At 64.7% G+C, this 20,046-nt stretch carries 23 protein-coding genes; 11 read left to right on the top strand and 12 right to left on the bottom strand.

Annotated elements, in window-relative coordinates:
- Positions 1 to 6: 6 nt before the first annotated feature.
- A complete protein-coding gene (aat, locus tag ACED18_RS01705) occupies positions 7 to 615 on the top strand; it encodes a leucyl/phenylalanyl-tRNA--protein transferase (protein ID WP_377288411.1) in 609 nt (202 codons plus the stop codon).
- Positions 616 to 646: 31 nt separating this feature from the next.
- Here the strand turns inward: aat and ACED18_RS01700 are convergent, their stop codons facing one another.
- The 3 genes from ACED18_RS01700 to ACED18_RS01690 all read right to left on the bottom strand — a co-directional run bounded on the left by ACED18_RS01700 (position 647) and on the right by ACED18_RS01690 (position 2,213).
- On the bottom strand, positions 647 to 1,018 hold the full coding sequence (locus ACED18_RS01700; protein ID WP_377290971.1) for a DUF2155 domain-containing protein: 372 nt from the start codon (positions 1,016 to 1,018) through the stop codon (positions 647 to 649).
- Between the two features lie 215 nt (positions 1,019 to 1,233).
- Positions 1,234 to 1,632: an NADH:ubiquinone oxidoreductase subunit NDUFA12 gene (locus tag ACED18_RS01695; RefSeq protein WP_377288409.1), complete on the bottom strand. Its 399-nt coding sequence runs from the start codon at positions 1,630 to 1,632 to the stop codon at positions 1,234 to 1,236.
- 110 nt (positions 1,633 to 1,742) lie between these two features.
- Positions 1,743 to 2,213 carry a GNAT family N-acetyltransferase gene (locus ACED18_RS01690; protein ID WP_377288407.1) on the bottom strand — a complete coding sequence of 157 codons (471 nt, stop codon included), beginning with the start codon at positions 2,211 to 2,213 and terminating at the stop codon, positions 1,743 to 1,745.
- 58 nt (positions 2,214 to 2,271) lie between these two features.
- On the opposite strand from ACED18_RS01690, the gene ACED18_RS01685 reads away from it, so the two are divergent.
- Positions 2,272 to 2,697 (top strand): hypothetical protein, encoded by a 426-nt coding sequence (locus tag ACED18_RS01685; protein ID WP_377288405.1) that lies wholly within the window; start codon positions 2,272 to 2,274, stop codon positions 2,695 to 2,697.
- 25 nt (positions 2,698 to 2,722) lie between these two features.
- Here ACED18_RS01685 and ACED18_RS01680 read toward each other — a convergent pair whose 3' ends face one another.
- Together ACED18_RS01680 and gatB are read right to left on the bottom strand one after the other, a co-directional pair.
- The gene (locus ACED18_RS01680) at positions 2,723 to 3,220 is read right to left on the bottom strand and encodes a GNAT family N-acetyltransferase (RefSeq protein ID WP_377288403.1); all 498 of its coding nucleotides are present in this window, start codon (positions 3,218 to 3,220) and stop codon (positions 2,723 to 2,725) included.
- A complete protein-coding gene (gene gatB / locus ACED18_RS01675) occupies positions 3,220 to 4,728 on the bottom strand; it encodes an Asp-tRNA(Asn)/Glu-tRNA(Gln) amidotransferase subunit GatB (protein WP_377288401.1) in 1,509 nt (502 codons plus the stop codon). The genes ACED18_RS01680 and gatB overlap by 1 nt, the downstream gene beginning before the upstream one ends.
- Before the next feature lie 174 nt (positions 4,729 to 4,902).
- On the opposite strand from gatB, the gene ACED18_RS01670 reads away from it, so the two are divergent.
- Positions 4,903 to 5,208, top strand: a complete 306-nt coding sequence (locus tag ACED18_RS01670; RefSeq protein ID WP_377288399.1) for a DUF6455 family protein — start codon at positions 4,903 to 4,905, stop codon at positions 5,206 to 5,208.
- The gene (locus ACED18_RS01665; protein WP_377288397.1) at positions 5,198 to 5,419 is read left to right on the top strand and encodes a hypothetical protein; all 222 of its coding nucleotides are present in this window, start codon (positions 5,198 to 5,200) and stop codon (positions 5,417 to 5,419) included. Before ACED18_RS01670 ends, ACED18_RS01665 begins: the two co-directional genes overlap by 11 nt.
- A gap of 6 nt (positions 5,420 to 5,425) precedes the next feature.
- Here the strand turns inward: ACED18_RS01665 and ACED18_RS01660 are convergent, their stop codons facing one another.
- From ACED18_RS01660 to ACED18_RS01645, 4 genes are all read right to left on the bottom strand, one after another.
- Positions 5,426 to 5,938, bottom strand: a complete 513-nt coding sequence (locus ACED18_RS01660; RefSeq protein WP_377288395.1) for a GNAT family N-acetyltransferase — start codon at positions 5,936 to 5,938, stop codon at positions 5,426 to 5,428.
- A 152-nt stretch (positions 5,939 to 6,090) separates the two neighbouring features.
- The gene (gene gatA / locus ACED18_RS01655) at positions 6,091 to 7,572 is read right to left on the bottom strand and encodes an Asp-tRNA(Asn)/Glu-tRNA(Gln) amidotransferase subunit GatA (protein WP_377288393.1); all 1,482 of its coding nucleotides are present in this window, start codon (positions 7,570 to 7,572) and stop codon (positions 6,091 to 6,093) included.
- Between the two features lie 54 nt (positions 7,573 to 7,626).
- Positions 7,627 to 7,914, bottom strand: coding sequence for an Asp-tRNA(Asn)/Glu-tRNA(Gln) amidotransferase subunit GatC (gene gatC, locus ACED18_RS01650; protein ID WP_377288391.1), 288 nt, complete (start codon positions 7,912 to 7,914; stop codon positions 7,627 to 7,629).
- 117 nt (positions 7,915 to 8,031) lie between these two features.
- The gene (locus tag ACED18_RS01645) at positions 8,032 to 8,736 is read right to left on the bottom strand and encodes a metal-dependent hydrolase (protein ID WP_377288389.1); all 705 of its coding nucleotides are present in this window, start codon (positions 8,734 to 8,736) and stop codon (positions 8,032 to 8,034) included.
- Positions 8,737 to 8,821: 85 nt separating this feature from the next.
- Here ACED18_RS01645 and ruvX point away from each other — a divergent pair, with 85 nt between their 5' ends.
- Positions 8,822 to 9,307: a Holliday junction resolvase RuvX gene (gene ruvX / locus ACED18_RS01640; RefSeq protein ID WP_377288387.1), complete on the top strand. Its 486-nt coding sequence runs from the start codon at positions 8,822 to 8,824 to the stop codon at positions 9,305 to 9,307.
- Here ruvX and ACED18_RS01635 read toward each other — a convergent pair.
- Positions 9,253 to 9,594, bottom strand: coding sequence for a DUF6105 family protein (locus ACED18_RS01635; protein WP_377288385.1), 342 nt, complete (start codon positions 9,592 to 9,594; stop codon positions 9,253 to 9,255). The two genes, ruvX and ACED18_RS01635, sit on opposite strands and share 55 nt — an antisense overlap.
- A complete protein-coding gene (locus tag ACED18_RS01630; RefSeq protein WP_377288383.1) occupies positions 9,591 to 9,752 on the bottom strand; it encodes a hypothetical protein in 162 nt (53 codons plus the stop codon). The genes ACED18_RS01635 and ACED18_RS01630 overlap by 4 nt, the downstream gene beginning before the upstream one ends.
- Positions 9,753 to 9,990: 238 nt before the next feature.
- On the opposite strand from ACED18_RS01630, the gene ACED18_RS01625 reads away from it, so the two are divergent.
- Entirely contained in the window at positions 9,991 to 10,926 is a 936-nt protein-coding gene (locus ACED18_RS01625; RefSeq protein ID WP_377288381.1) for an AEC family transporter, read from the top strand.
- Here the strand turns inward: ACED18_RS01625 and ACED18_RS01620 are convergent.
- A complete protein-coding gene (locus ACED18_RS01620) occupies positions 10,908 to 12,560 on the bottom strand; it encodes an acyl-CoA dehydrogenase family protein (protein WP_377288379.1) in 1,653 nt (550 codons plus the stop codon). The two genes, ACED18_RS01625 and ACED18_RS01620, sit on opposite strands and share 19 nt — an antisense overlap.
- A 171-nt stretch (positions 12,561 to 12,731) precedes the next feature.
- Here ACED18_RS01620 and ACED18_RS01615 point away from each other — a divergent pair, with 171 nt between their 5' ends.
- The 5 genes from ACED18_RS01615 (at position 12,732) to topA (ending at position 19,988) form a co-directional block, all read left to right on the top strand.
- Positions 12,732 to 13,673 carry an aspartate carbamoyltransferase catalytic subunit gene (locus ACED18_RS01615; RefSeq protein WP_377288377.1) on the top strand — a complete coding sequence of 314 codons (942 nt, stop codon included), beginning with the start codon at positions 12,732 to 12,734 and terminating at the stop codon, positions 13,671 to 13,673.
- Entirely contained in the window at positions 13,670 to 14,956 is a 1,287-nt protein-coding gene (locus ACED18_RS01610; protein WP_377288375.1) for a dihydroorotase, read from the top strand. Before ACED18_RS01615 ends, ACED18_RS01610 begins: the two co-directional genes overlap by 4 nt.
- Positions 14,957 to 14,980: 24 nt before the next feature.
- Positions 14,981 to 15,595, top strand: coding sequence for a glycerol-3-phosphate 1-O-acyltransferase PlsY (gene plsY / locus ACED18_RS01605; RefSeq protein WP_377288373.1), 615 nt, complete (start codon positions 14,981 to 14,983; stop codon positions 15,593 to 15,595).
- 4 nt (positions 15,596 to 15,599) lie between these two features.
- Positions 15,600 to 16,745 (top strand): DNA-processing protein DprA, encoded by a 1,146-nt coding sequence (gene dprA / locus ACED18_RS01600; RefSeq protein WP_377288371.1) that lies wholly within the window; start codon positions 15,600 to 15,602, stop codon positions 16,743 to 16,745.
- A 492-nt stretch (positions 16,746 to 17,237) separates the two neighbouring features.
- Complete coding sequence (gene topA / locus ACED18_RS01595; RefSeq protein ID WP_377288369.1) at positions 17,238 to 19,988, top strand: type I DNA topoisomerase; 2,751 nt, start codon at positions 17,238 to 17,240, stop codon at positions 19,986 to 19,988.
- Positions 19,989 to 20,046 lie beyond the last annotated feature (58 nt).

Below are 20,046 nucleotides of genomic sequence, written 5' to 3'. Positions count from 1 at the left end.
GACAGGATGCGCAGCAAGGAACCGGATATAACGCCCGAACTCCTGCTGCGCGCCTATTCGATCGGCCTGTTTCCGATGGCCGATTCGGCTGACGATCCGGAGCTCTTCTGGGTCGAGCCGGAAATTCGCGGCGTCATCCCGCTCGATGATTTTCACGTACCGCGCAGCCTTTCCAAGGCGATGCGCAAGGCCCCCTTCGACATCCGCATCAACACAGCCTTCGAAGGGGTGCTGAGGGGCTGCGCCGCACCCGCGCCGGGGCGGGAAAACACCTGGATCAACAGCAAGATCGTGAAGCTCTACTCCATGCTGCACCGCATGGGTTACGCGCACAGTGTCGAGGCTTTCGAGGGCGACGAACTGGCGGGCGGCCTCTACGGTGTTTCGCTCGGCGGCGCCTTTTTCGGCGAGAGCATGTTCTCGCGCCGCACCAATGCTTCGAAGATCGCGCTCGTGCATCTGGTCGAGCGCCTGCGCCAGCGCGGCTTCGTGCTCCTCGACACGCAGTTCACCACCGAACACCTGAAAACCTTCGGCGCCATCGACGTGCCGAAGCAGCGCTACGAGAAGATGCTGGCGCGGGCGGTGTCGATGCCGAATATTCCGTTCGGGTGAGAGCCGTCCCGGCGATGGTCGCCGTCAGCGATTATTGCTTCGCGGCCGTGTCCGGAGCCGGCAGGTCGGACTGCTGCTTGCAGCCCTTGAGCCAGACGTCATAGACGGGATGCTCGACGGCGTTGAGGCCCGGGCTGTCTGCAAACATCCAGCCGGTGAAGATGCGACGGATCTTGCGGTCGAGGGTGATTTCATCGACCTCGACGAAGGTCGTCGTCTTGGCGGTCTCCGTGTCGTCGCGGGTGTAGCAGACGCGCGGCGTGACCTGCAGCGCGCCGAACTGCACCGTCTCGCCGATATAGACATCGAATGTGGTGATGCGGCCGGTGATCTTGTCGATGCCGGAGAAGATGGCGACCGGATTCTTGATCTGGGCGGCGCTTGCCGCTGCCGGGCCCATCATCAGGCAAGCCGCAACAGCGCCCGCCGCCATGAAGAGCTTTCCCGTGATGCCGCCCGCCGATGCCATGGATCGTCCGTTTCCTGTCTGTCCGTCCCGCCTGCCGGACACAGCCGGCCGGGACGCTTCCCGCCTTCTTCGCGAGACGTTGGCCTAGGGGGCAATTATGGCCGGCCCATGATGGCCGACCCCTCGCCTTCCCTCTGCCGTGGCGCCGCTCAGGCGCCGGGGGTCCAGGCGTCGTAGTCGCCGGTGACCTTCGGGCGCTCGCCGGCGCGCGCAATCGAGCCCTGCGGACGATAGGCATCGGCCGTGCCGGTCGGGTTGGCGCGGTGCGGCTTCTGCCAGTCGCGCGCCACATAATTTTCCTTGCTCGGCGGAGTATCGGTGCGGTGGTGCATCCAGCCGTGCCAGCCCGGCGGAATAGCGGAGGCTTCGGCGTAGCCCTTGTAGATCACCCAGCGGCGCGTGCGGCCTTCGCTGTCCTTGCGGCCGCCTTCATAATAGACGTTGCCGAACTCATCCTGACCGACCTTGGTCCCGAAGCGCCAGGTGTGGAAGCGCGTTCCGATGGTCTGGCCGTTCCACCAGGTGAAGATCTGCGTCAGCAAAGACATGAGCACTCGCCCTTAATCGGTCGCGCGGCGCGCTTGCACCGCACCATTTTCTCATCTGCGCTTATGCCGCTCCGGGCCGGGATTGTCCAGCGTTTCGAAGGATCGCGCACTTATTTCAGGGCACGTTTGAAACCGAGATGCGAGCGCGCGAAACCTAGGCGTTCGTAGAAGCGGTGCGCGTCGGCGCGGGCGGCGTTGGAGGTCAGCCTGAGGGTGGCGGCACCAGCCTTACGCGCCAGCCGCTCGGCCTCTGCCACCATGGCCTCGCCGATCCGCTGGCCACGACGGTCGGCACGCACCTGCACGGCCTCAAGAATCATGGCGCTGCTGCCGCGCCCGGTCAGCGTCGTCGTCAGCGTGGTCTGGAAAGTGCCGACGATGACGCCATCCTGCTCGGCCACGTAGAGCGCCTCGACAGGCGATGCCGAAATCCGCTCGAAGGCGGCGACGTAGGCCGGGAAGGCCTCCGCCGCCAGCGTATCGCCATGGCCGCCAAGGACGTCGTCGGCAAAGAGGGCAATGAGGTCACGCAGATCGCCGCGTCTGGCCGGGCGAATGATGAGAGGAGATGCGGGAGACATTGCTTTCCGGACCTGACATGCGATGATCCGGCCCTACACCGCCTTCGGAGACAGTTTGATGACACGCCGCATCGCCACCGTTCTGATCGCCCTGTTAGCCCTTTGCACCGGTGCTTCGGCACAGGATGGCCGCAAGGGCATCGCCTTCGTGCAGGCGGTGGAACAGGGTGGCGGTGTCTGCACCGGCGCCACGCCCAAGGACGCATTTGCCTGCGCGAAGAAGAAGTGCGTGGCGGAGGGTGCTGCGGCCGAAGACTGCATGGAGCAGGCTTGGTGCTATCCCGGCTTCTGGAGTGTCGATCTCTTCGTTCAGAGCAGCGATGGACCGCACTGGCACGAATATTTCTGCGGCTGGAACACGAAAGAGCTGGCGCTCGCCGCGGCAAAGGCCGCCTGCGACCCCAAGGTGCGCAAGGATGTCATGGAATGCGCACCCGTGGCGCTCTACGACGAGGACGGCAAGCAATATCCGGTCGATCCTTGAGCGACCACGGACCGGGACGCTGCGCTCAGCCGAGCGCCTTTTCGTAGATCAGGGCTGGAATGGCCGAATCCTCGGCGCCGCAATTCTGCGTTTGACCCGTCTCGACAAAACCGTGTGCCTCGTAAAAGGCGATGGCAGACGCATTTTGCGGCTCGACCTCGAGGCGCATCCGCTTGGCGTCGGGAAAACAGGTCTCGAGCTCGGCAAACAGGTCGCGACCAACGCCCATGCGCTGGCAATCCGGGCGGACATAGAGCTGATGCAGTTGCACCGTCTCGGTGTCGCCCTTCACCGGGGCGGCAAAGGCCATGCCGCCAAGGCGCCGGCCATCATCGGCCACCAGGAACTCGCCTTCCGGCCGCGCCAGCTGCCGCTTCAGCGCCGCTGGCGAATGCCAGTCGGCGGTGATGGCGGCGACTCGCTCCGCACCGTAAAGCGCGTCGTAGGTCGCATGCCACGTCTCGCCGAGAAGCGTGCTGACAGCGGCCATATCCTTTTCGGAGGCGCTGCGGACGAAGAACATCAGGCTTCGTCCTCAATGCCGAGCTTGGCCTTGACGAGAGCCTGAACGGCCTGCGGATTGGCCTTGCCGCCGGTGGACTTCATCACCTGACCGACGAACCAGCCGGCGAGCGTCGGCTTTGCCTTCACCTTGGCGACCTGATCCGGGTTGGCGGCGATGATGTCGTCCACGGCCTTTTCGATCGCGCCGGTATCGGTCACCTGCTTCATGCCGCGGCTTTCGACGAGTTCGGCGGGATCGCCGCCTTCGTTCCAGACGATCTCGAAGAGGTCCTTGGCAATCTTGCCGGAGATCGTTTCGGCCTTGATGAGGTCGATGATACCGCCGAGCTGGGCGGGGGAAACCGGAGTCTCTTCAATGCCTTTGCCGGCTTTGTTCAAGGCGCCCAGGAGATCGTTGATGACCCAGTTGGCGGCCGTCTTGCCATCGCGGCCGGCAGCGACGGCCTCGAAATAATCGGCAATCGCCTTTTCGGAAACGAGGACGGACGCGTCATAGACGGACAGCCCGAGCTCGGCCACGAAGCGCGCCTTCTTGTCATCCGGCAGTTCCGGCAGGGTCTCGGCGAGCTTTGCCACGAAGGCATCGTCGAACTCGAGCGGCAGCAGGTCCGGATCGGGGAAGTAGCGGTAGTCATGCGCATCCTCCTTGGAGCGCATGGAGCGCGTCTCGCCCTTGTTGGGGTCAAAGAGGCGCGTTTCCTGATCGATCGAGCCGCCGTCTTCCAGAATCGCGATCTGGCGGCGTGCCTCGTACTCGATCGCCTGGCCGATGAAGCGGATCGAATTGACGTTCTTGATCTCGCAGCGCGTGCCGAAGGCTTCGCCGGGGCGGCGGACGGAGACGTTGACGTCGGCGCGCATGGAGCCTTCGTCCATGTTGCCATCGCAGGTGCCGAGATAGCGCACGATGGAGCGCAGCTTCGTCATATAGGCCTTGGCCTCGTCGGAGGAGCGCATGTCGGGCTTCGACACGATCTCCATCAGCGCCACGCCGGAGCGGTTCAGATCGACATAGGACATGGTCGGATGCTGGTCGTGCATGGACTTGCCGGCGTCCTGTTCGAGGTGCAGGCGCTCGATGCCGATCTCGATATCCTCGAACTGGCCTTGCCGGTCGGGACCGAGCGAGATGACGATCTTGCCCTCGCCGACGATCGGATCCTTGTACTGGGAGATCTGGTAGCCCTGCGGCAGGTCCGGGTAGAAATAGTTCTTCCGGTCGAAGACGGAGCGCTTGTTGATCTCAGCCTTCAGGCCAAGGCCGGTGCGCACGGCCTGGGCCACGCATTCTTCGTTGATGACGGGCAGCATGCCGGGCATGGCGGCATCGACCAGCGAGACATTGGCGTTCGGCGCATTGCCGAAGACGGTGGCGGCGCCCGAAAACAGCTTGGAATTCGAGAGAACCTGCGCATGCACCTCCATGCCGATGATGACTTCCCAGTCGCCGGTGGCGCCGGGGATGAGCCGCTTCGGATCGGGGGTGCGTACGTCGACGATGGTCATGGAATGCCCTCGAAATGCCCTTGAAGATGCAGGTTTGGTTCCGGACCGGGTTAGAGCAAAGACACCGGCGGCGCAAGGCTTGGCGCACGACTTGGACAGGCGGTTGATCGGGATCAAGGCGCGTTGCGCGCCGCTGGCAGACAATGGCTGCGGCTTGAACGGGAGAAGCACGCCATGGGCATGATCCGGCAGTTTGTGACGACAGAGGAAAGCGGGCTGGTGGATGCGATGATCCGCAAGCTTGGTCTTGGCGAGACGATGCGCCGCCTGCCCGACCGGCGCGCGGTGCTGGCGCGCGCCGTGCAGCGCTGCGCCGGCTGTTCGCAACCCGATGCGTGCCGGCACTTTCTGGCTGAAACGGAGCCTGCGGACGAGGCGCCATCCTACTGCACCAATCACGATCTCTTCGAGCGGCTGTTCGATCGTCCCGGCCTGCGGGACTGGCAGGCTGACGCTTCGGGAGCCTCGCATGCGCCCTGATCGCCCCGGCCTGCCGGCGCGGTCCGGTCCGGCCGGCTTTGCGGGCGCCGCGCTCTGCCAGAAGCTCGACACCTGTCATCATGCGCTGCGCCACGGGACTTGCCCCGCGGCACCGGGCCCGGAGGACGGCATGGCGCGGCACCAGCTCTGCCGCGTGCTTGCCGTACCCGGAGGAAGCGCGGCCAGGCGGATGACCGAGCCGACCGCCTGACGCGGATCAGAGAGCGGCATATGCTGCGCCCTCGGGCGGGCGCGGGACGATGTCGCGGATCATCCCGACCGATTCGACATTGCGATCCATACGGGCCGAATATTGCGTCGAGAGCCAGTGAATGCGGTAGCCATGATGCTGGAAGAAGGCGATCGCCGGGGAATTCTGGGCATGGGTCAGCATATCCGCCGTCTCTAACCCGGCCGCACGCATATCCGCCTCCAGCGCCAGAAGCAGGGCACTCGCCACCCCCTGCCGCTGGAAGGCGGGATCAATCCAGAGATCGCTGATCGTCCCGTCATATTTCTCCCGCGCCGCCCAGCCGACGGGCACGCCGTCGCGCTCGGCCACGGTGACCGCCGGGGCGTGATCCCGCAAAAAGTAGAAGAAGGCGCGCTCTGCCCTCGCCCGCATGGCCTCGACGTCCGCCAGGCCTGCGACGGCACCGGCCCAGGCCCTCAGTCCGATTACCGCGAGATGGGCCGCTTCTCTCGGCTGCGCGATGCGGATGGTGACCATGGCATTCCTCCGGGCGCGACGTGCTGTGTTGCCAGACTATAGCGCCGGAGCGCGCGATGACGGCACACCGTTTTCAGTCTTCAGACAAAAATGGCGCACCGGGACCGATGCGCCATTTGAGACTGTGAAGGAAGCTTAGGCGCGTCAGATGCTTACCACCACTTGGCCGGCGTGAACCGGCCGGCCGCCTGTTCGATGACATGGGCGGTCTTGAAGAGGGTTTCTTCCTCGAAGGGCTTGCCGATCAGTTGCAGGCCGAGCGGCAGGCCCTTGTGGTCGAGGCCAGCCGGAACCGAAAGACCCGGCAGGCCGGCCATGTTCACCGTCACCGTGAAGATGTCGTTCAGGTACATCTTGACGGGATCGGAGGCGAGCTCCTCGTCGGCAATGCCGAAGGCGGAAGACGGGGTGGCGGGCGTCAGGATCGCATCGACGCCGGCGTCGAAGGCGAGCTCGAAGTCGCGCTTGATCAGCGTGCGTACCTTCTGGGCCTGCAAGTAGTAGGCATCGTAATAGCCGGCCGAGAGCACGTAGGTGCCGATCATGATGCGGCGCTTGACTTCCTTGCCGAAGCCCTCGGCCCGGGTGTTTTCGTACATCTCGACGATGTCCTTGCCGGGCACGCGCAGGCCGTAGCGCACGCCGTCGTAGCGGGCGAGGTTCGAGGAGGCCTCGGCCGGGGCAACGATGTAGTAGGCCGGCAGCGCATATTTCGTGTGCGGCAGCGAGATATCGACGATCTCGGCGCCGGCATCCTTCAGCCAGGCGATGCCCTGCTGCCAGAGCGCCTCGATCTCGTCGGGCATGCCGTCAACGCGGTACTCGCGCGGGATGCCGATCTTCATGCCCTTCAGCGAGCCGCCGAGCGCCTTTTCGTAATCCGGCACCGGCAGATCGACCGAGGTCGTGTCCTTGGCATCGACGCTCGCCATGGCCTTGAGCAGGATGGCGGCATCACGCACGTCGCGAGCGATCGGGCCGGCCTGGTCCAGCGAGGAGGCGAAGGCCACGATGCCGAAGCGCGAGCAGCGGCCATAGGTGGGCTTGATGCCGACTGTGCCGGTGAAGGCGGCCGGCTGGCGGATGGAGCCGCCGGTGTCGGTCGCGGTCGCGCCGGCGCAAAGGAAGGCCGCCACGGCAGCGGCAGACCCACCCGAGGAACCGCCGGGCACGAGATCGGCGTTCGAGCCCTTGGCGCGCCAGGGGTTCTTCACCGGGCCGTAATAGGACGACTCGTTGGAGGAGCCCATGGCGAACTCGTCCATGTTGAGCTTGCCCAGCATGACGGCGCCCGCATCCCAGAGGTTCTGGGTGACGGTCGATTCGTATTTCGGCTGGAAGCCATCGAGAATGTGGCTGCAGGCCTGGGTGTGGACGCCTTCGGTGGCGAAGAGATCCTTGATGCCCAGCGGAATGCCTTCGAGCGCGCCGGCCTTGCCTGCGGCGATGCGGGCGTCGGATGCCTTGGCCATGGCGCGGGCCTTCTCCGGCGTCACCGTCACGTAAGCGTTGATCGCGGGGTTGGCGGCTTCGATCGCGGCGATATAGGCCTCCGTCATTTCGACGGCGGTGACGTCCTTTGCGGCAAGGCGTTCGCGGGCTTCGGCGATGGTCAGGCGGGTCAGGTCGGTCATCTCAGGGACTTTCGGTGGTCAGCGGACAGAGCGGGCGGCGGGACAAGCCGTGGCCTACTCGACGACCTTCGGGACGAGGAAGAAGTTGCGGTCGGTGTTCGGGGCATTGGCGACGATGTCGTCGGCCTTGTCACCGTCCGTCACGATGTCGGCGCGCTTCTTCATCTGCATGGGGGTGACCGAGGTCATGGGCTCGACGCCCGTGACATCCACCTCGCCGAGTTGCTCCACGAAGCCGAGGATGGCGTTCAGCTCGCCCATCATGCGGGTGGCATCTTCCTCGTTCACGGCAATGCGGGCAAGCCGCGCGACGCGCTTCACGGTGGCAAGGTCAACGGACATCGGGCTCTCCGGGTCTTTCGAATGTGAGACCCGCTATAGCCAGCGACGCTGCGGGGCGCAACGGGTGACCACCGTCGCGCCCCGGAAATCGGCGTCCTGGGAATGCGCGGCCCCGCCTTATGCTTCGAAGGTGGCGCCGGAGGCCAGCACTTCCACCTTGGTCGTCGTGCCGTCCATGGCGGCGACGAAGGTATCGGCGGTCTTGTCGATGATGCCGAAGGAGCCGTAGTGGCAGGGAATGACGTGCTGGAAATTGAAGAAGCGTTGGCAGGAGAGCGCCGCGACGGCACCGCCCATGGTGAAGCGGTCGCCGATCGGCACGAGGCCGATTTCCGGCTGGTGCAATTCGTTGATGAGCCCCATGTCGGAGAAAATGTCGGTATCGCCCATGTGATAGACGGTCGCCTCGTCCTCGATGTGCAGCACGAGACCATTGGCATTGCCGAGCGCATGCGAGACGCCGTCCTCGGTGATCTGCGCCGAGGAATGCAGGGCATTGACGAAGGTGGCGGAAAAGCCGTCGAAATGCACGGTGCCGCCGGTATTGCCCATCTCGAGCTTTTCGACGCCCTTGGAGCCCAGCCACGCCGCAAGATCGGCATTGGCGAGCACGGTGGCGCCGGTTTCCTTGGCAATCGCGATCGTGTCGCCGACATGGTCGCCATGGCCGTGGGTCAAAAGCACATGGGTCAGATCGGCTGCCGCCTCCTTGCGCAGCGCCTCGTCGAAAGCCGGGTTGCCGGTAAAGAAGGGATCGATGAGGATCTTGGCTTTCGCCGTCTCGATGCGGAAGGCGGAATGTCCGAGCCAACGGATTTTCATGGGGTTCTCCAGGGTGGTCAGGGGAATGCAGGCAGGATATGGGGGCTGAACGGCCTTTGAAAAGCCGGGGATGCGGAGAAAGACAATGAGCGTCATCACGATCGAAGAGCTACACGCCGCCCTGCAGCCGGGACAGCCGGTGGCCGGGCTCGATCTCGGCACGAAGACCATCGGCCTGTCGATCTCCGATCTCGGACGCCGTTTCGCCACGCCGCGGCCCGTGCTCAAGCGCGTGAAGTTCGGCGCGGATGCGCAGGCGCTGCTTGCCTTTGCGGAGAAGGAGAAGGTCGCGGCCTTCGTGATCGGGCTTCCCGTCAACATGGACGGCTCCTCCGGCCCGCGCGTGCAGGCGACGCGCGCCTTCGTGCGCAACATGGAGGCACTGACGCCGATCCCCTTTGTCTATTGGGACGAGCGCCTGTCGACCGTTGCCGCCGAGCGGGCGCTTCTCGAAATGGATGTGTCGCGCGCCAAGCGGGCTGAACGCATCGATTCGGCTGCCGCCTCCTTCATCCTTCAGGGGGTGCTGGACAGGTTGGCGTCGCTGGCGAGGGGAACGGGCGACGACTGAGGGACGCGGGCGTCGCGCCGGCGGCGGTACCAGGCGGCGATCTCGCGACGCTTGCGGAAGGCAATGATGCCGAAGACGATGAGGCTGTCGAAGGCGATGGCGCGGGCGACCAGCGGCGGAATGGTCTCCGGCGCTATCCCGAGGATCTTGCCGTAGATCGCGAAGACGAGATCATGGGCCTCCCGCGTCAGCATGAAAATGCCGAAGCTCATGTCGTAATAGGACAGCGTGTACCACCCGATCAGGAGCGATACGGGCCCGGCCCACAAGATCAGCAGCCACTTCATGCGGCCCTCTCCTCCATGCCTGCCTCCGGCATGCCGTTCAACAGCAGCCATCGGCAAAGCGCCATGACGGACAGGACCGTCGCGGGAACGGTGATATCGAGCGCCAGCCCGGCGAAAAATGCCGTTGCCAGCGCCAGGTGAGCCATCCGGACCATCATGGTCGCAACCCTGTCGTTAACACTTTCTTAACCGTAACATGGCGCGCTGGCACCCCACCCTCAAGGTAAAGCCGAAAACATGGTTAACATCGACAGGCTGGCCCGAACGGGCGGCGTCGGATTGGGGGTGCACTGCCGGGTACCGGACGCTATAACGGCGGGACCTTCCGCATCGCGCTTCGCTGACGCGCGCTCTTGCCTCTCCCACGGCCGCCACCTGAGCCGCCCCTGGACTCCCATGACCGTCATCTTCGAAAGCATCGTGCCGATATTCCTTCTCGTGCTGATCGGCGTCTTCCTGCGGCGGGCACGATTTCTGGATCAGGCGATCTGGCCGGGGCTCGAGCAGTTCGGCTATTTCGTGCTGTTCCCGTCGCTGCTGTTTTCGACGCTGGCGCAGGCGAATTTCTCAGGCCTCACGCCCGATGCGACCGCCCTGGCCTCTATCGGCAGCATTGTGACCATGTCGGCGCTGGTGCTTGCGCTCTGGCCTCTTCTCAAGGCGCGGGGCGTCTCGGCACCGGCCTTCACATCCGTTTTCCAGACGGCAACGCGCTGGAACGGCTTCATGGCGCTCGCCATCGCCGACAAGCTCTATGGCCATACGGGACTTTCGATGATCGCGCTCATCATGACGCTGATCATCATCCCCATCAATTTCTTCAATATCGGCGTACTGGTCTGGTTTGGCGGTCAGTCGCGCGGCTTCGGCACCTTTGCGCTCAGGATCATCTCCAATCCACTGATCGTCGCCTCGGTTGCCGGCATCATCGTCAATCTCGCCGGCATCCCCGTCTACGGCCCCGTGATGACGACCATCGACATGCTGGCGAAAGCATCGCTCAGCCTTGGTCTCGTCATGGTCGGTGCGGGACTGAAAATCGGTGACGCCTTGCGGCCAAAGCCGGTGACACTCATCGGCGTCGGGCTCAAGCTCATTCTCATGCCGGTCTTCATGGTCGGCTTTGCGCTCGCCTTCGGCATTGGCGGCAACGCACTGATGGCCATCGCGCTCGGCGCCGCCGTGCCGACGGCCATGAACGGCTATCTTCTGGCCAAGCAGATGGGCGGCGATGCGCCCCTCTACGCGGCGATCGCGACCGTGCAGACGGTCGTCTCCTTCTTCACCATCCCCATGGTACTCGGCGTGACCGCCTATTTCGTCTCGGGATAGAGAAGATCGAGCATAAAGTTCGAATCAAAGCGCGAATCGAGCATGCCGTAGGTGGCGCGCCAGCCGCCGGCAAAGCGCGATTCGAGGAAGGCATCGGCGAGCCGCCCTGCCCCGATGCGGTAGAGTTCTGCTGCCGCGGCGGCAAGCGCCAGCTGCTCGACCAGCATGCGGGCCGCGCCCTCGTCGCGTTCGCATAGCGAGATGGCGGCGCGCAGCACGTCGATGGTCTTGGCGGCGGCCGGGCCGAGATCGCGGCCGATCACCACGAAGAGCTGTTCGAAGAGATCCCGGCCGCGGGTGAGCACGCGCAGCACGTCGAGCGCCATCACATTGCCGGAGCCCTCCCAGATCGCATTGACGGGTGCTTCCCGGTAATGGCGGCCGATCGGCCGTTCCTCGACATAGCCGCTGCCGCCCAGGCATTCCATCGCCTCGTAGATCAGCGGCGGCGCGCTCTTGCAGACCCAGTATTTCACGACGGGCGTCATGATGCGGGCATAGGCCGCCTCCTCCGCGCTGGTGCGGGCCCGGTCGAAGGCGTCGGCCAGCCGGAAGGTCAGCGCGCTGGCGGCGGCGACATCGAGCGCCATGTCGGCGAGGACGCGGGTCATCAGCGGCTGGTCGACCAGCGCCTTGCCGAAGGCCTTTCGGCCACGCACATGGTGGATCGCTTCGGCGAGCGAGGCCCGCATCATGCCGGCGGAGGCGACCGCACAGTCGAGGCGCGTCAGCGTGACCATGTCGAGAATGGTGCGCACGCCCTGGTCGGTCGGTCCGAGCGCGAAGCCGAAGGTTTCGGTAAACTCTACTTCGGAAGAGGCATTGGAGCGATTGCCGACCTTGTCCTTGAGGCGCTGGAAGCGCAGGCCGTTTGCCGTGCCATCCTCCAAGAGGCGCGGCACGAGGAAGCAGCCGAGACCCTCGCGGGTCTGGGCGAGCATCACGAAGGCGTCGCTCATCGGGGCGGACAGGAACCATTTGTGGCCGGCGAGACGGTAGATGCCCTCGCCGACCTTCTCCGCAGTCGACGTATTGGCGCGCACATCCGTGCCGCCCTGCTTTTCCGTCATGCCCATGCCGATGGTGACGGCGGATTTCTCCGTCCAAGCACGGTTGGCGCTGTCATATTTGCGCGACAGGATCTTCGGTGCCCAGTCCTTTTGCACGGCGGGATTGGCCGCAAGCGCGGCAACGGAAGCGCTCGTCATGGTCAGCGGGCAAAGATGGCCGCATTCGAGCTGCGCGGTCAGATAGAAGCGGATAGCGCGCGTCTTGTGGACGCGGCCGCGCTCGTCGTCGCGGTTTTCCCAGACGGAGGAATGCAGGCCAGACGCCATGGAGCGGCGCATCAGCGCGTGCCAGGCGGGGTGGAACTCAACGACATCGAGACGTTCGCCGCGCGGCCCATGGGTGCGCAGCTTCGGCACGCCCTCGTTCGCCATGCGGGCGAGATCCTGTGCCTCCGGCGAGGTCACATAGCGGCCGATCTGCTCGAACTCGTCCTTCAAGGCCGCCGACATCGGATTGGTGAGATCCACCAGCAGCGGATCGGTCCGATAGGCATTGATGCCCGACCAGGGGGCCGGCTGGTTGAGGTCGAGGAGCTTCTGTTCGCTGCGGGTCGTGCGTGTCATGAAGGGGCTTCTAGCGAAAAGATTTGCGACGCGATACGGGCGCGCCCTGCCCCGCCGCGGCTCTTCACCGATATTCCTGTGACGAGCCCCGGTCACGGGTGCCGACGCGCTTGCCGCACCGCCCCCCAGCCTCTATAGAGCGGGCCATTCAGACGAAAGCAAGGGCGGACCATGCATTCCTTTCCGCATCGCCACCTGCTCGGCATCAAGGGTCTCAACGAGCAGGATATCACCCTCCTGCTGGACCGTGCCGACGAGGCCGTGAAGATCTCCCGCCAGCGGGAGAAGAAGACGTCCACCCTTCGGGGTCTCACCCAGATCAACCTCTTCTTCGAGGCATCGACCCGAACGCAATCCTCCTTCGAGCTGGCCGGAAAGCGGCTGGGCGCGGATGTGATGAACATGTCGGTCGGCAATTCCTCGGTGAAGAAGGGCGAGACACTCATCGACACCGCGATGACGCTGAACGCCATGCACCCCGACGTGCTGGTCGTGCGCCATTCCTCGGCCGGTGCCGCAGCCCTCCTGGCGCAAAAGGTCTCCTGCTCTGTCGTCAATGCCGGTGACGGCCAGCACGAGCATCCGACGCAGGCGCTGCTCGATGCGCTGACCATCCGCCGCGCCAAGGGCAAGCTGTCGCGCATCATCGTCGCCATCTGCGGCGACGTGCTGCATTCGCGCGTGGCCCGCTCCAACATCCTGCTGCTCAACCAGATGGGCGCGCGGGTGCGGGTCGTGGCCCCCGCCACGCTGCTGCCGACCGGCATCGCCGACATGGGCTGCGAGGTCTATCACTCCATGGCCGAAGGGCTGAAGGACGCGGATGTGGTGATGATGCTGCGCCTGCAGCGCGAGCGCATGTCCGGCGCCTTCGTGCCGTCGGTGCGCGAATATTTCCACTATTTCGGCCTCGATGCCGAGAAGCTGAAAGCCGCGAAGGAGGATGCGCTCGTCATGCATCCCGGCCCCATGAACCGCGGCGTGGAAATCGCCTCGGAGATTGCCGACGGTCCGCAGAGCGTCATCGAAAGCCAGGTTGAAATGGGCGTTGCCGTGCGCATGGCGGTCATGGAAACGCTGCTTGTCTCGCAGAACCAGGGGCCGCGCGCATGAAGCCTGTCGTCATCGACAACGTCCGCATCATCGATCCCTCGCGCAATCTCGATGAAACCGGCCGCATCATCATCGTGGACGGCAAGATCGAGGCGGCGGGTGCGGATGCGCTCTCCCGCCCTGTCCCTCCCGGCGCCACGCTGCGCGACGGGCGCGGTCTCGTTGCCATTCCCGGCCTTGTCGATGCCCGCGTGTTCGTCGGCGAACCCGGCGGCGAACATCGCGAGACGGTCGCTTCTGCCGCGCGCGCGGCTGCGGCCGGCGGCATCACCTCCATCATCACCATGCCGGACACAGACCCCGTCATCGACGACATCGCGCTGGTGGAATTCATCCGCAAGACGGCCCGCGACCGTGCCATCGTCAATGTCTATCCCGCTGCGGCCCTGACCAAGGGCCTCAAGGGCGGAGAAATGACGGAGTTCGGCCTTCTGAAGGATGCCGGTGCCGTCTGCTTCACCAATGGCCGCCATGGCCTTGACGATGCGCAGGTGCTGCGCCGCGCCATGACCTATGCCAAGGCCTTCGGCGCCGTGGTGTCGCTGGAAACCCGTGACGCGCATCTCGGCGCGACCGGTGTCATGAACGAGGGGCTTCTGGCAAGCTGGCTCGGCCTGTCAGGCATTCCGCGCGAGGCGGAGATCATCCCGCTTGAACGCGACCTGCGGATCGCGGGCCTCACCGGCGGCGCCTACCACGCCGCGCAGCTTTCGGTGCCCGAATCGGTCGAGGCGGTGGTGACCGCCCGCAGGCGCGGCGCAAACGTCACCTGCGGCGTGGCGATCGCCAATCTGACGCTCAACGAGAACGACATCGGCGAATACCGCACCTTCTTCAAGCTTTCGCCGCCGCTGCGCAGCGAGGCCGACCGGGTCGCCATGGTGGATGCCCTTGCACGCGGCGAGATCGATATCATCGTCTCCTCGCATGATCCGCAGGATGTCGATACCAAGCGCCTGCCCTTTGCCGATGCGGCCGATGGCGCCATCGGGCTCGAGACCATGCTGGCGGCGGCGCTGCGTCTCTACCACAGCGGCCATGTGCCGCTGATGCGGCTCGTCGATGCCCTCTCGACGCGGCCGGCCGCGATCTTCGGCCTTCCGGGCGGCACGCTGAAGCCGGGTGCGCCGGCCGACATCACGCTGGTCGATCTCGACGAGCCGTGGATCGTCGCCAAGGAACAGCTTGTTTCGCGCTCGAAGAACACGCCCTTCGAGAATGCACGCTTTACGGGCCGCGCGGTGGCGACCTATGTTGCCGGCGCCTGCGTCTACGGCGCCTGAGCGGGAACGAACCGGGAGGACATCATGGACACGCTTTCCTGGACACTCGGCTCGGCCGCAACGCTCGGCGTTCTGGTCTTCGGCTACCTGCTCGGCTCGATCCCGTTCGGCCTTATCCTGACGCGCGCGGCCGGTCTCGGCGACGTTCGAAAGATCGGCTCGGGCAATATCGGTGCGACCAATGTGCTGCGCACCGGCAACAAGAAGCTTGCCGCCGCGACCCTTTTGCTCGATGCGCTGAAGGGAACGGCGGCCGCCGCGCTCGCCGGTCTTTATCTCGGCCCGGACGCGGCACTGGCCGGCGGCTTTGCCGCCTTCCTCGGCCACCTCTTCCCGGTCTGGCTGGGCTTCAAGGGCGGCAAGGGTGTCGCAACCTATATTGGCGTGGCGCTCGGCGTCGTGCCGTGGCTGGTGCTGGTCTTCGCCGCCGTCTGGCTCGGCGTTGCCAAGATCAGCCGCTATTCCTCCCTGTCAGCCCTGGTTGCAACACTCGTCATTCCGGTTGTATCGTGGTTCGCGATTTCGGAAAAGACAGCGCTCCTGTTTGCGGTGATGACCATCATCACCTGGATCAAGCACAAGGCGAACATCCAGCGTCTTCTGGCCGGAACCGAAAGTAGGATCGGGCAAAAGGGATGAGGGCATGGCCGACGGAACGAGGCGCACGGGCATAGTCCTCTCCGACCGGCAACGCATCTCCTGGCTCCGGCTCATCCGCAGCGACAATGTCGGCCCGGCGACCTTCCGGGATCTCATCAATACCTTCGGCACCGCCGAAACGGCGCTCGCTATGCTGCCGGAACTGTCCGCGCGTGGCGGCTCCACCCGCGCGTTCCGGGTCGCAAGCGTGGATGAGGCCGAACGGGAACTTGCGTTCGCGCAGCGATTCGGTGCGCGCTTCGTCGGCATCGGCGAGCCGGACTATCCGCAGGCACTGCGACAGATCGATGCCGCACCGCCGCTTCTCGCGGTCAAGGGCGATACGGCCGCGGGCCTGCGCCCCTCCATCGGCATCGTCGGTTCGCGCAATGCCTCGGTCAGCGGCGCGAAATTCGCTGCGATGATCGCGCGCGAGGCCGGGCGTGCGGGCTACACGATCACCTCGGGCCTTGCGCGCGGCATCGATGCCGCCGCCCATCATGCCAGCCTCGATACGGGAACGATCGCGGCCATGGCCGGGGGGCTCGACCAGCCCTATCCACCCGAAAATGTCCAACTCCTCGGTCAGATCATCAGCGGAGGCGGTCTTGCCGTCAGCGAAATGCCCTTCGGATGGGAGCCGCGTGCGCGCGACTTTCCGCGTCGCAACCGCCTGATCGCCGGCATCAGTCTCGGGCTTGCGGTGGTCGAGGCAGCGGTCCGGTCCGGCTCCCTGATCACGGCGCGCTTTGCAGCCGATTTCGGACGGCTTGTCTTTGCCGTTCCCGGCTCGCCGCTCGATCCACGCTGCTACGGCACGAATCGCCTGATCCGGGACGGTGCGACGATCGTTACGGAGCCGGCCGATATTCTCGAGGCCCTGCAACCGCTGACCCGTATCGATCTCTTCACGCCCCGCGAAATGAACGAGCCCATCGAAGACGGTGACCGGCGCATGGCCGTGCCGCCCGACGACAGCGAGCGTCAACGGATCATTGATGCGCTTGGCCCGACCCCGGTCGAGATCGACGACATCATCCGCCACACCGGGCTTTCTGCGGCGCAGGTCTACCTCGTCTTGCTAGAGCTTGATCTTGCCGGGCGTCTGCATCGCCACGCGAACAGTCTGGTCTCGATCACGAGCTTCTAGAAAGCGGCGGCCGGTATCGACCTCGCTGGCCTCCAGGTAGGCCATTTCCAGGAGGTAGCACAGCATGCTGGCGCCCTCGGCTTCTGCGACGGTGCGAAGCTCTGCCAGCATCTCCCGTATGTAGGTCAGATTCTCGCGGCCCGTCGTTTTCGGGGATCCCGATGATGGCAAAGTCGTCATTATGTGTCCTGTTGTGGAACAACCCACAGCCTCCCGGCACCCCTGACGGAAGCGCCAGGGATTCAATCAAGGAGAGCATTTTTCAACTTATGTTTTGCAAAGCTCGTTCTTTAAGACGATAATACAAACATCTTTAATTGCAACATAGAATAAATCCCTCTCAGGTTGCATTGCGTTGCATCCGACAGATTTTCCCCGAAAACCCTTGACCGCGGGGCTTTCTCTCTTCATTTCGGGAGAACGTTTCCTGAATTTGCAGCGCCGCCGACCGGTCTCCGGCCTGCTCCGTCGCCGACCGAACAGAGTGTCCACATGAACGTTGTCGTGGTTGAATCGCCGGCCAAGGCCAAGACGATCAACAAATATCTGGGGCCCGGTTACAAGGTTCTCGCTTCCTTCGGCCATGTGCGCGACCTGCCGGCGAAGGATGGTTCCGTTCGTCCGGACGAGGACTTCGAAATGTCCTGGGAGGTCGATACGGCCTCTGCCAAGCGCATAAAGGACATTGCCGACGCGATGAAATCCGCCGACGGCCTCATTCTGGCGACCGACCCGGATCGCGAAGGCGAAGCGATTTCCTGGCACGTACTCGATCTCCTGAAGAAGAAGCGGGTCATCGGCGACAAGCCCGTGCAGCGCGTCGTCTTCAACGCCATCACCAAGAAGGCGGTGCTGGAAGCCATGGCCGCGCCGCGCGACATCGATGGCGCGCTGGTCGATGCCTATCTCGCCCGCCGCGCGCTCGACTATCTCGTCGGTTTCAATCTTTCGCCGGTGCTGTGGCGCAAGCTCCCCGGTGCGCGCTCTGCCGGCCGTGTGCAGTCTGTGGCGCTGAGGCTTGTTTGCGACCGCGAAAACGAGATCGAACGGTTCGTCGCCGAGGAATACTGGAACCTGTCGGCGCTCCTGAAGACGCCGCGCGGCGATGCCTTTGAGGCAAAGCTGTCGATGGCAGACGGCAAGCGCCTGCAGGGAAAGTCGATCAAGACGGGCGATGACGCCAACCGGCTGAAGGCGCTTCTGGAAGGTGCCTCCTTCGTGGTCGACAGCGTCGAGGCCAAGCCGGTCAAGCGCAATCCGGGTCCGCCCTTCACCACCTCCACCCTGCAGCAGGCCGCCTCCTCGCGTCTCGGGTTCTCGGCATCCCGCACCATGCAGGTTGCACAGAAGCTCTATGAGGGCATCGATATCGGCGGCGAGACGGTCGGTCTCATTACCTATATGCGTACCGACGGCGTGCAGATGGCGCCCGAAGCGATCGACGCCGCCCGCCGCGCCATTGGCGAGCAGTTCGGCGACCGCTACGTACCTGAGAAGGCCCGCTTTTACTCGACCAAGGCGAAGAACGCCCAGGAAGCCCACGAAGCGATCCGCCCCACCGACTTCAACCGCACGCCGGACCAGGTGAAACGCTTCCTCGACGCCGACCAGATCCGTCTCTACGACCTCATCTGGAAGCGCGGCATTGCGAGCCAGATGGCATCCGCAGAGATCGAGCGCACGACGGTCGAAATCCTCGCCGACAACAAGGGCGAGAAGGCCGGCCTGCGTGCCGTCGGTTCCGTCATCCGATTCGACGGCTTCATCGCCGCCTATACGGACCAGAAGGAAGACGGCGAACAGAGCGAGGATGCCGAGGACGATGGCCGCCTGCCGGAGATCAACGCCCGCGAAAATCTCGCGAAGGAAAAGATCAACGCCAGCCAACACTTCACCGAACCACCGCCGCGCTATTCGGAAGCCTCGCTCATCAAGAAGATGGAAGAACTCGGCATCGGCCGTCCCTCCACCTATGCCGCGACGCTGAAGACGCTGAGCGACCGCGAATACATCGTCGTCGACAAGCGCAAGCTTGTTCCGCATTCGCGCGGCCGGCTGGTGACGGCGTTCCTCGAGAGCTTCTTTGCAAAATATGTCGAATACGACTTCACCGCCGATCTCGAGGAAAAGCTCGACCAGATCTCCGCCGGGGAACTCGACTGGAAGACGGTTCTCAGGGATTTCTGGAAGGATTTCTTCGCGCAGATCGAGGACACCAAGGAACTGCGCGTCACCAACGTGCTCGACGCGTTGAACGAAGCGCTGGCCCCGCTCGTCTTCCCCAAGCGCGAGGACGGGTCGGATCCGCGTATCTGCCAGGTCTGCGGGACCGGCAAGCTGTCGCTGAAGCTCGGCAAGTACGGCGCCTTTGTCGGCTGCTCGAACTATCCGGAGTGCAATTACACCCGCCAGCTCTCCTCCGATGGCGGGGATGCGGAGGCGCAGGCCTCGAACGAGCCGCAGGCGCTCGGCAAGGATCCGCATACGGGCGAAGAGATCACGCTGCGCAGCGGCCGTTTCGGACCCTATGTGCAGCGCGGCGACGGCAAGGATGCCAAGCGCTCCAGCCTGCCGAAGGGCTGGACGCCTGCAACCATCGACCACGAAAAGGCGGTTGCGCTGCTGTCGCTTCCCCGCGATATCGGCGCCCATCCCGAGAGCGGCAAGATGATCTCGTCGGGCCTTGGCCGCTACGGGCCCTTCGTGCTGCATGACGGCACCTATGCCAATCTCGAATCGATCGAGGATGTCTTCTCGATCGGCCTCAACCGCGCCGTTTCCGTGCTTGCCGACAAGGCCAGCAAGGGTCCGGGCGGACGCGGGCGCGGTGCGGCAGCCGCGGCGCTGAAGGAACTCGGCGACCATCCGGATGGCGGCGCGATCACGGTTCGCGACGGGCGTTACGGTCCCTATGTCAACTGGGGCAAGGTCAACGCCACCCTGCCGAAGGGCAAGGATCCGCAGGACGTCACCGTCGAGGAGGCCTTGGCGCTGATCGCTGAGCGGGCCGGCAAGTCCGGCGGCAAGACGAAGGCGAAGGCGACCAAACCGGCGGCAAAGACCACCAAGGCAGCGAAGGCGGCCGAGGATGGCGCGGAAGCCCCCGCCAAGGCGAAAGTGGCGAAGGCGGCCGGCGCGAAGAAAAGCACCGCAGCCAAGAGCACTGCAACGAAGACTGCGGCCAAGCCCAAGGCAGCCGCCAAACCAAAGGCTGCCGGCAAGACGGCCGCCGGGAAAGGCTGATCTTGGCACGCATTCCGCGCGACCCGACCGAAGGCTCCAGACGGCAGCGGCCGGGCCG

This window comes from Rhizobium sp. SG2393, assembly GCF_042610495.1.
Classification (GTDB): Bacteria; Pseudomonadota; Alphaproteobacteria; order Rhizobiales; family Rhizobiaceae; genus RU20A.
This window is presented reverse-complemented; position numbering and strand designations above follow the sequence as displayed.